Source organism: Pseudomonas sp. ICMP 3272, assembly GCF_001466905.1.
In the GTDB taxonomy this organism is placed as follows: Bacteria; Pseudomonadota; Gammaproteobacteria; order Pseudomonadales; family Pseudomonadaceae; genus Aquipseudomonas; species Aquipseudomonas amygdali.
In genome coordinates, this window is the sequence record NZ_LKEK01000090.1 from 1 (window position 1) to 9,840 (window position 9,840).

Annotated in this window: 9 protein-coding genes; 1 reads left to right on the forward strand and 8 read right to left on the reverse strand. The window is 60.9% G+C overall.

Going from position 1 to position 9,840, the window contains the following annotated elements; all coding sequences use genetic code 11:
• Window positions 1-364: 364 nt before the first annotated feature.
• The 8 genes from AO068_RS29060 to AO068_RS23240 form a co-directional block, all read right to left on the reverse strand.
• Window positions 365-1,561, reverse strand: a complete 1,197-nt coding sequence (locus AO068_RS29060) for an ABC transporter substrate-binding protein (RefSeq protein ID WP_058409580.1) — start codon at window positions 1,559-1,561, stop codon at window positions 365-367.
• Window positions 1,558-2,565, reverse strand: a complete 1,008-nt coding sequence (locus AO068_RS23210) for a CobW family GTP-binding protein (protein WP_058409581.1) — start codon at window positions 2,563-2,565, stop codon at window positions 1,558-1,560. The genes AO068_RS29060 and AO068_RS23210 overlap by 4 nt, the downstream gene beginning before the upstream one ends.
• Window positions 2,562-2,861, reverse strand: a complete 300-nt coding sequence (locus AO068_RS23215) for a hypothetical protein (protein ID WP_003431302.1) — start codon at window positions 2,859-2,861, stop codon at window positions 2,562-2,564. Before AO068_RS23215 ends, AO068_RS23210 begins: the two co-directional genes overlap by 4 nt.
• Before the next feature lie 22 nt (window positions 2,862-2,883).
• A complete protein-coding gene (locus tag AO068_RS23220; protein ID WP_058409582.1) occupies window positions 2,884-3,633 on the reverse strand; it encodes an SDR family NAD(P)-dependent oxidoreductase in 750 nt (249 codons plus the stop codon).
• Window positions 3,634-3,664: 31 nt separating this feature from the next.
• Entirely contained in the window at window positions 3,665-4,426 is a 762-nt protein-coding gene (locus tag AO068_RS23225) for an SDR family NAD(P)-dependent oxidoreductase (RefSeq protein WP_058409583.1), read from the reverse strand.
• Window positions 4,427-4,436: 10 nt separating this feature from the next.
• Entirely contained in the window at window positions 4,437-5,777 is a 1,341-nt protein-coding gene (locus tag AO068_RS23230) for an MFS transporter (protein ID WP_058409584.1), read from the reverse strand.
• A gap of 27 nt (window positions 5,778-5,804) precedes the next feature.
• Window positions 5,805-6,686: a polysaccharide deacetylase family protein gene (locus AO068_RS23235; RefSeq protein WP_002554892.1), complete on the reverse strand. Its 882-nt coding sequence runs from the start codon at window positions 6,684-6,686 to the stop codon at window positions 5,805-5,807.
• A gap of 76 nt (window positions 6,687-6,762) precedes the next feature.
• The gene (locus AO068_RS23240) at window positions 6,763-8,136 is read right to left on the reverse strand and encodes an amidase (RefSeq protein ID WP_058409585.1); all 1,374 of its coding nucleotides are present in this window, start codon (window positions 8,134-8,136) and stop codon (window positions 6,763-6,765) included.
• Window positions 8,137-8,481: 345 nt separating this feature from the next.
• Between AO068_RS23240 and AO068_RS23245 the strand changes: the two genes are divergently transcribed.
• A complete protein-coding gene (locus AO068_RS23245) occupies window positions 8,482-9,474 on the forward strand; it encodes a GntR family transcriptional regulator (protein WP_404944477.1) in 993 nt (330 codons plus the stop codon).
• Window positions 9,475-9,840: the final 366 nt, after the last annotated feature.

The window sequence follows — 9,840 nt, forward strand, 5'->3', positions numbered from 1 at the left end:
GATTATCGTTCCGCACGCTCCAGCGTGGGAATGCCGTTTCTGGACGCTCTACGTCCGCTTTTGAATGTGCGGTGCGGCGTAGACCTGTGACGCGGAGCGTCACGAACTGCATGCTAACGCGGAGCATTGGCACGATGGTGTTTTGACGATTATCGTTCCGCACGCTCCAGCGTGGGAATGCCGTTCTGGACGCTCTGCGTCAGCTCTTGAATGTGCGCCGCGGCATAGACCTGTGACGCGGAGCGTCACGAACTGCATGCCAACGCGGAGCATTGGCACGATGGTGTTTTGACGATTATCGTTCCGCACGCTCCAGCGTGGGAATGCCGTTCTGGACGCTCTGCGTCAGCTCTTGAATGCGTGCCTAACGCGCTTTGGCGCTGCTTTTGCCACTGGCGCGCAGGATGTCGTTCCAGCGGCGGACCAGGTAGTTGTGTTCGTTCATGACGGAGTTCCAAACCGCGATGTGGCCCATGCGTTCCTCGTAGGAACCGCCGTCGCGGATCTCTCCGGCGTCGATCAGTGGCAGGCCGTCGCTGCCGAGCAGTTGCTCGCGGGCAGGTAGACCGGCGTACCAGTAATCCCATTCAGCGGCGCTCAGATGATCACGACTGCGCGCCGGATTGCCAATGTAATACCCCTGCCGTGCCATTACTGCGCCCGGCCAGCCGGACAGCCACCAGTTCAGGTAGGCGTAGGCTGCATCCAGCACCGGGCCTTTGGCGTGGCGTGATAACGACAGCCCGCCGAACCAGCCGCGATAACCCTCTTTGGGCACTGCGACGCGGTACTTCACACCCGCGCGGTGCAACCTGACCAGGGTCGGTGACCAGAGGCTCTGAATGTCGATGGTCGGGCTGAGCATCAGTTCGGCGGCTTCTTCGTCGTCTGACCAGAACGCGCCAAAATGCCCTTGCTGCTGTTTACGCACCAGCACGTCGGCCAGCACGTCGATTTCTTCGATGCTCATGTTGCCGATGTCCTTGAACGCCGCCAGCCCCGCGCCCTCCACGGCCAATGCGGCATCCAGAGCGCCGATGGCAGCATCGCTCTGCAAGGCGATGCGTCCACCCCACACAGGGTCGAGCAGCCAGCCCCAGCTTTCGTCAGCAGGGCTCAGCCCATTCGGCAAACGCTCGGGGCGATAGGCAAAACTGTCGGCGTTGTGGGTCAGCGGCAACATGCTGATGCGCTCAGTCACCGTACTGCCCAGGCTGCCATCGTGCTGCACGAACAAACGTTCGCTGGGCACACTGCCGCTGCCCGGTTGGTCTGTGGGTCTCAGTCGCCCCTGTTTGGGCAGGTCATTGATTTCATGCCAAAGCGCGATGCGCCGCGTGTCGATGGGTTGAATGGCCCGCGCAGGCCAGACGAAATCCACGTTATGAAACCACTGATCGTAAAGGTCGTAGCTGTCGGGCTGCATGACCGCGATGCGTTGCGCGGTCTGCACGTCATGGATCTGGTAGATCAGCTTGATGCCCAGTTCCTGCTCGGCCCGCTCACGCAAGGACTCCAGCAAGGTCACGGACGTACCCAGCACACGCAAGGTAATGGTCATGCCACAGACTCGCTGAGTGATGGCGCGAAGCTGCTGGAAAACACTTCGAATGAACGACGCAGCAACTCGGGATCAAGACCGCGCAGGATGAACACCAGCCGGGAAGTACGATCCTCTCCTGGCCAGGCTGCAAGATGCACCGGTGCATGCAGGCAATGCTGCACACCATGAATCACGATGGGAGCCTGGTTGTCGTTCACGTTGAGCAGTCCTTTGACACGGAGGATTCGTTCACCGTGGCATCTTAACAGCATCGACAGCCACACCCCGAAACCGACCCAGTCCAGAGGCCGCTCGAACGTCAGGCAACAGACCTGCGCATCACCATGCCGCGCGGAAGTCGACAGCACCCGATGCAGTTGCCAGCGCGTCACTTCAGCGGCCGGTTCGTCGCTGCGCATGCCCTCGCCCAGCAACAGTTGATCACCACTGTGGATCTGCGCCGTATCCCGCAGCGGCGCAGAGAAATTCAGCGCTTGCAGGCGCTGACGAAGCGCGTCCAGTGCGGGCTGATAGACCAGATCGGTCTTGCTCAACAACAGCCGGTCCGCCGCCGCGATCTGAGCCAGCCATTCCGGATGCAGACGCTCTTGCAGCGTCGCGTGACAGGCGTCCACCAGCGTGACGATCAGGCCGATATGAAAACGCCCGCGCAGTTGCGGATCATTGCTCAGCGTGGTGAGAATCGGGGCCGGATCCGCCAGGCCGGTGGTCTCCAGAATCACCCGGCGAAACGCTGGAATCTCGCCACGATTACGCCGCTCCAGCAGGCCGAGCAACGCATCTTTCAGTTCCCCCCTGACGGTGCAGCAGACACAACCGCTGGGCAGCAGAACGGTATCCGGGGCAACCTCTTCAACCAGCAGATGATCGATACCGACATCGCCGAATTCGTTGATCAACAGCGCAGTTTCGCCCATGTCTTCATCGGCCAGCAGGCGTTTGAGCAACGTGGTCTTGCCGCTGCCGAGAAAGCCGGTAATCACATTGAGAGCAATGCTCATGATGACCTCTGCAGGTGGTCGAGCAAACGGGAATCCAGCGGGTCGAGCGGGCGACCAATCAGTAACTCGGCTTTCTGCCAGAGCTGCTCCAGGCCGGTCGCCAGTTCCTGCTTGCCGGTAGCCCCCAGCAGAAGGTAGGAAACGCCCTGAAAGTCCTCGACCTTGAGACGAAACGGCGCCACGACCTTGTTGATCGCAGCAATACGCCGCAAACGCTCACGCCGCCGGGGCAGCTCGGCAGCCAGCGGGTCGCTCCAGTGCACGTCTTCGCCCAACAGCCCGCACAATCCACACATCAGGTGTTCTCCAGCAGTTTGCTCATGGCATGACGTCGCCTGAATTGGGGCCAAGCGTCTGGCCGACGAACAGGTTGCCACCCGGCTCGCTGGCCAGCAGCACAGCCACCGGCGCAACTTCCTCGGCCAGACCGAAACGTCCCAGCGGCAACTCGGCGGCCTTGGCGGTTTTCCACGCGCTGCTGATCCCGGCAACCAGCGGTGTTTCGATAGGACCGGGAGCGATGGCGTTGACCAGCACGTTGTCCTTGGCGACTTCCAGCGCCAGGGATTTGCTGAAGCCGATCACCCCGGCCTTGGCGGCGGCGTAATGGGTCAGTTCGGCACCGCCCTTGATGCCCAGTTGTGAGGCGACATTGATGATGCGCCCCCAACGCTGGGCAATCATGTGCGGCAAGGCGCGCTGGCTGGCCACGAATACGCTGGTCAGGTCGACGCGCAGCATGTCGTTCCACATCTCGATGCTCAGGTCGACGCAACGTGCCTGGGTCAGCATGCCAGCGTTATTGACCAGAATGTCGATGCCGCCGAAATGCTCGACGCAGGCATCGACACTGGCCTGCGCACCCTCGACGCTGCCGACGTCGGCCACGCATTCCTGCACCTGCGCGCCGAGCTGACGGCAGTGTTCAGCAACCTTGGCCAGATTGACCGGATCACGATCGCCCAGCACCAGGTGCGCACCTTCAGTCGCGTAGGCAAGCGCGATGGCAGCACCAATGCCGCTGCCTGCACCGGTGATCACCGCACGTTTTTGTTTGAGTTGTTGCATGGGTCGGGTTCCTTGGTTGAATTTGCGCGATCTACCCCGGCCAGCGCACGGTCAGGCCGCCGTCGATCACGATGCTTTGCCCGGTCAGGTAACTGGCTTCGTCGCTGCACAGAAAACGTACCAGCGCAGCGACTTCGTCCGCCCGGCCTACTCTACCCAGCGGAATGGCCTTGGCCGCCTGCGCCAGACCCTCAGGGCCCAGCGAGTTCTTGCTGTCCAGCGACTGTGGCGTTTCGATCAAACCGGGAATCACCGCATTGCAGCGGATGCCCTTGGGCGCCAGTTCCACCGCCAGCGAGCGACACAACCCTGGCACACCCGCCTTGGCGGCGGCGTAATGGGAATGGTCCTGCCAGCCGTAGACACCACCGGCAATCGAGGAGATCGCCACCAGCGAACCGCCCTCGTCCATATGCCGGGCGGCGGCGCGAAAAGTACGCATCACGCCGGTCAGGTCAACGTCGAGCATCTCGTCCCAGCGTTCGTCGGTCATTTCCAGCAAGGGCGCACGACGCAACAATCCGGCATTGGCCACTGCATAATCGATTCGGCCATAGGCCTTGATCGCAGCCGCAGCCAGATCGTCGACCGACTCGGTGCTGGTCACGTCCAGCGGCAGCATCAGGCATTCGCCACCCGCCGCCTCCACCAGCCTGCGGGTTTCATTCGGGTCATGCGGGTCAGCCGGATAGAAACCGCCTGCCACCGCAACACCGTGCCGGGCAAAAGCCACTGCCAGCGCCTGGCCGATGCCGCTGGCGGCACCGGTTACTACTGCAACTTTACGAATCATGTGTTGCTCCTCATTTCACGGTTTCAGGTCGCACATGCCTGGCCGCAAACATCAGTGCACCCGACAGGAAGCAAGGCAGCGCGCCGAAATACAGCGCCGAGGTCTGCCAGTCTCCGCCTGCACTCAATACCGACGTGGCACCGAAGCCTGCGACCACCGCACCGAGCGGGCCCATGGCGTGAATGATTGCGCCGCCCGTTGCACGAATGCTGGTCGGGAAGCTTTCGCTGATGAAGAACAAGGCCGCCGAGTAAGGGCCGATCAGGAAGAACAGGCCAAGGCTGTACAAGCCAACGACCGTCACCATGTTGCTCGGCCCGTAGAGCATGCCGGCGAACGCCAGACCACCCAGCATCCAGCCAAGACCGATCACGTTACGACGACCGATGCGGTCACCCATCCAGCCGTGACACAGGTAACCGCAATAACCCACCAGGTTGGACAGCACCAGAATGATCAGCGAGTTCTCGAACGAGATGTGGTGAACGCTGACGATCACCGTTGTGCCCAGCACGCTGAACACCTGAATAGCCGCCCAGTTGAGCAGGATCGCAGCACCGATCACCAGCGTGGCGCGGCATGAAGAACCACGGAAGGCAGCACCGATCCCCGCTTTGCTGTGCTCGTCGTAATCGACCCCGTAGGTTTGCGCCACAGCCTGTGCCTGGCTCACGTCGCCCTTCTTGCGCAGTTGGGTGATGCGTTGATGGATCTGGAACTGCGGGCTCTCTTTGAGCTTGCGCGCCATGATCGCGATGACGATGGCCGGAATGGCCGCGAACACGAAGCAACCCTGCCAACCAATGATCGGCAGCAGCACAGCGGTCAGCCCTGCTGCGATCAAAGCGCCGACCGGCCAGCCGCCCTGCACCAGGCTGTAGATGAAGCCACGGCGCTTGGCCAGACGCGGGTCGTCGGATGCCGCGTAGATTTCGCTCAGGTAGGTCGCGTTGACCGTTTCTTCGGCATAACCCAGACCGCCCAGCGAACGAATCAGGATCAGCGGCGATTTGCCCCATGATCCGCCGATGGCCGTGAGCGCCGAGCAGATCGCCGAACCGCTCACGGTGAAAATGATACCCACGCGCCGTCCCAGGCGATCTACCAGCGGACCGATGGCCAGCGCCACCACCGCCGTGCCGACCGCGACCCAGGTCGCGATTTCGGCCTGTTCGACCTCACTCCAGCTGAAATGCCGACCGATTTCCGGTAACAGCGTGCCAAACAGAATGAAGTCATATACCGCAAACACCCACGCGAAAAACGCAATCCATGTGGCGAACCGTACTTGCTCCGGAGTCAATTGCTCAGGTTTCCAGCCGGTCAGGTCGAGCTTGTTGTAAATGGACATGAGTGACGCCTCGGACAGGGCAATGTATCAACGGGTACGGGGGTTACGACGCACGAAGTCGTCGGCAATCTCGTCGAAAGTGACGAACTTGACGCCTGCATGGCTTTGAATGTGCTCGATCAAGCGCTCCAGCATCAGCAGCACTTGCGGGCGACCAGACACGTCCGGGTGAATGGTCATGGTGAATACGGCGTGTTCATGCTCGCGATAGACCCAGTCGAACTGGTCGCGCCACATCTCTTCCAGGTGCCGGGGGTTGACGAAACCGTGGCTGTTGGGTGCCTTCTTGATGAACATCATTGGCGGCAGGTCGTCCAGGTACCAGTTGGCCGGAATTTCCACCAGGTCGGTTTCTTCACCGCGCACCAGAGGTTTCATCCAGGTGTCCGGGTGCTGGCTGTAGTCGATTTTGGTCCACTTGTCGCCCACACGAACGTAGTAAGGATGAAAGTCGTTGTGCATCAGGCTGTGGTCGTACTTGATGCCCTTCTTGAGCAGCAGCTCGTTGGTGACGTTGCTGAATTCCCACCAGGGTGCGACGTAGCCGGTCGGGCGCTTGCCGGTCATTTGCGTGATCAGGTCGATGGATTTATCGAGGACGATCTCTTCCTGCTCCGGGGTCATGGCAATCGGGTTTTCATGGCTGTAACCGTGTACGCCGATTTCATGCCCGGCGTCTGCCACGGCCTTCATCTGCTCGGGAAACGTCTCCATGGAGTGGCCCGGAATGAACCAGGTAGTGCGCAGACCATAACGCTCGAACAGCTTGAGCAGACGCGGCGCGCCGACTTCCCCGGCAAACAGCCCGCGAGAAATATCGTCCGGCGAATCTTCACCGCCATAAGAGCCCAGCCAGCCCGCTACCGCATCCACATCCACACCAAACGCACACAGAATTTCTTTGGCCATCTTTGTTCTCCCACGGGTTAATCAGAACGGCTTCGCGATGTACCGCACGCGGGCCGGTTTTAAATTCACAGGTTGTTCAAGGGGCTACGATCAGTGCTTCCACGGCCAGCGCTGCGCGCAGCAACCGTGCGTCTTCCCCCGCCGGAGCGCTAAGCAACACTGCGGTGGGCAGGCCCGAGGCATCACAGCCGCTGGGCAGTGACACGCCGGGCATGTTCAGCAGGCTGCCCGGCATGGTCAGGCGCAGCGTGGCGAGGTTGGTTTGAATGAACAGATCTTCGTCGCTCAACAACTGCGCGAGCGGCGGCGCAACGTGAGCAACGGTCGGGGTGATCAGCAGCGCACCATCGAGTTCGAGGGTCAATTGCTCCTGCAAACGTTCGCGCGCGGCGTACAGATTGACCAGCAGGCTGGCCGGCATATGCCGTGCCGCCTCCAGGCGCTTGCGCACTCTGGGGTCGAGCTGGCTGGCGGCGTCGCTGTCGAGCAACGACTGATGCAGCGCGAATGCTTCGGCAGCGCCAAGCCAGCCTTTCTGCTGAATCAACTGCAAGGTGGCCTGAAATGCCTGACAGGGGCGCACGTCAACAAAAGCACCGTGGTCATGCAGGATGCCGATGACACGAAACAGGTTGTCACGAACCGCAGGCTCGACACGCGGGTCTTCCAGCATGGCCTTGTCGACCATAAACCGCTGGGTGGCCACACTGCGAGGCAGCAATGACGAAGGCTTGCTGCGCGCGCACAGCAGGTCATCGATCACCAGCGCATCACGCACGCTGCGGGTCAGCGGACCGACACTGTCCAGTGTCAGCGCCAGCGGGAACACACCGTCGCGACTGTAGCGGCGGCTGGTGCTGCGAAACCCTACAAGACCGTTAAGCGCGGCCGGAATACGAATCGAACCTGCGGTATCGGTGCCCATGGCAATCGGCACAATCCCGGCAGCCACTGCAACTGCCGAACCTGAAGAAGAGCCGCCGGGAATGCGCGGCGTGCGATCGCTCATCGGGTTGACCGGCGTACCAAAATGCGGGTTCAGGCCCAGCCCGGAATAAGCGAATTCGCTGAGGTTGGTCTTACCCAGACTGACCATCCCGGAGCGCGCCAGCAGCCCGACGCTCGGCGCATCCAGCAGTGCTGGCGAAAGGTTGTTGCGCAAGGCGGCACCGGCCGTTGTCACGCAACCAGCCACGTCGAACAGATCCTTCCAAGCGATCGGCACCCCATCGAACGGGCTCAGTGGCTGCCCGTGTTTCCAGCGGGCAGTGCTGGCTTCGGCTTCCCTGTATGCACGTTCGACACTCATGGAAATGAATACTTTGTCAACCTGAGCTGCCTGCTGCAGAGCCTTGTCCAGAACCTGCAGCGGGTCACTGCGCCCCTGAGCGAAGTCCTCAGCCATTGCGCAGGCATCACGAGTAACGCTGTGACTTCCTGTATCGATCATGGGCATCGGACCTTTAAAATGTACTTATTAGTAAAATGTACATTTAACAAAGGCAGATTCCATGCCAATCTGTACTAACGGACTTTCGACCACGCCAGAGATCAGGTCCCTTCGGGCTGGAACCGCCGTGCTAGAACTCTCTCTGCAAATGACTCAATCCGTTGCGGCAATGCTTGAGCCGAACACCAGAGCTTCATAAAGAAATAATGTATCTTTTACAAAAGGTACATTTTAGTGCAAAAAAGTAACGGTGGCCCCATGAGCGAGCATCAGGACGTGGCCCAAGGTGACAACGGCGCATCTGTGCGAGAATTGCCCGTCAACCGCCAGAAGTGTATGAAACCGATGTCAGAAGAGGACACGCGCACTGCGTCGCGTTACGCCACGATCCGTGAGGTGTTGCGTAACGCAATCGTCTCGGGTGCGGCTGCCAATGGACTGGTGCTGCTTGAAGCACCGTTGGCAGAACTGTTCGGCACCAGCCGGGTGCCGGTGCGCAAGGCGCTCAATCTGCTGCATGAAGAAGGCTTGATCAGCCGCTTCGATGGCCGGGGTTATCTGGTCAATCCTGACGCTGGGGAAGTCGAGCCGTTGCGGTTGAGCCTGAGCCACAAGCAGTTTGGGCTGGACAGCAGCGAAGAGCTGGTCGACACCCGCCCACTCGGCGAACGAATTCATGACGAGATCGGCGCGGCGCTGTCGGCCTGTATCGCCTTTGGTCATTATCGGCTGGATGAACAAAACGCCGCGCAGCATTACGGCGTCAGCCGCGCGGTGGTTCGCGAGGCGCTGATGCGTTTGCGTGATCGCGGCCTGGTGGAGAAAGAGCCCTACTCACAGTGGCTGGCAGGGCCGCTGACGGCCCGGGAAATCACCGAAGACTACGAACTGCGCGCCTGCCTTGAGCCTGAAGCCCTGCGCCAGACCGCGCCGCAATTGAGTCGCGAAACCCTGGAAGCCATGTTGGCCAGAGTCATTCAGGCGCAAAACGCCGAACAGTGCAGCCTGGAGGAGATAGAGCGCCTTGAGGACGACCTGCATCAGCAGTGTCTGGGCGGGCTGCAAAACCGCAAGATAGCCACTCTGATCAGTCAGGCGCAGAGCCCGATGATCATCAACCGGATTTTCTACCGATTGCTGGACATTGGCGCGGATGAAGCGATGCTGGCCGAGCACCGGCTGATCATTGAGTTATTGCTGCACGGTGCTTTCGACGCCGCGGCCTTGAACCTCAAGGAACACCTGCAACGCGCCCGGCAGCGCATGCTCCAGCGCCTGAAAGTGCTGTCGGTGCTGCCGGAGCAGGAAGTGCCGGGGTACCTGACGCGACTGAGCTGAGGCGGGGCTGGAAGATTCATTGCACACGCTCCAGTGGGAACGCTGTTCTGGATGCTCTGCGTCCAATCCTGAGCGCGCGGTGCGGCGACGATTTGTGACGCGGAGCGTCACCAACGGCATGCCAACGCGGAGCATTGGCTCCCTGAAGATTATCGTTCCGCACGCTCCAGCGTGGGAACGCCGTTCTGGACGCTCTGCGTCCAACCCTGAGCGCGCGGCGCGACGGCGATTTGTGACGCTGAGCGTCACCAACGGCATGCCAACGCGGAGCATTGGCACGATAGTGTTCTCGCGTAAGCGCTCTCCCTGAAGATTATCGTTCCGCACGCTCCAGCGTGGGAACGCCGTTCTGGACGCTCTGCGTCC

What these genes read in the sequence shown, in the direction of transcription:
- AO068_RS29060 (WP_058409580.1), bottom strand. Translation starts at nt 1,561, where the DNA reads ATGACCATTACCTTGCGTGTGCTGGGTACGTCCGTGACCTTGCTGGAG.
- AO068_RS23210 (WP_058409581.1), bottom strand. Translation starts at nt 2,565, where the DNA reads ATGAGCATTGCTCTCAATGTGATTACCGGCTTTCTCGGCAGCGGCAAG.
- AO068_RS23215 (WP_003431302.1), bottom strand. Translation starts at nt 2,861, where the DNA reads ATGTGTGGATTGTGCGGGCTGTTGGGCGAAGACGTGCACTGGAGCGAC.
- AO068_RS23220 (WP_058409582.1), bottom strand. Translation starts at nt 3,633, where the DNA reads ATGCAACAACTCAAACAAAAACGTGCGGTGATCACCGGTGCAGGCAGC.
- AO068_RS23225 (WP_058409583.1), bottom strand. Translation starts at nt 4,426, where the DNA reads ATGATTCGTAAAGTTGCAGTAGTAACCGGTGCCGCCAGCGGCATCGGC.
- AO068_RS23230 (WP_058409584.1), bottom strand. Translation starts at nt 5,777, where the DNA reads ATGTCCATTTACAACAAGCTCGACCTGACCGGCTGGAAACCTGAGCAA.
- AO068_RS23235 (WP_002554892.1), bottom strand. Translation starts at nt 6,686, where the DNA reads ATGGCCAAAGAAATTCTGTGTGCGTTTGGTGTGGATGTGGATGCGGTA.
- AO068_RS23240 (WP_058409585.1), bottom strand. Translation starts at nt 8,136, where the DNA reads ATGATCGATACAGGAAGTCACAGCGTTACTCGTGATGCCTGCGCAATG.
- AO068_RS23245 (WP_404944477.1), top strand. Translation starts at nt 8,482, where the DNA reads ATGTCAGAAGAGGACACGCGCACTGCGTCGCGTTACGCCACGATCCGT.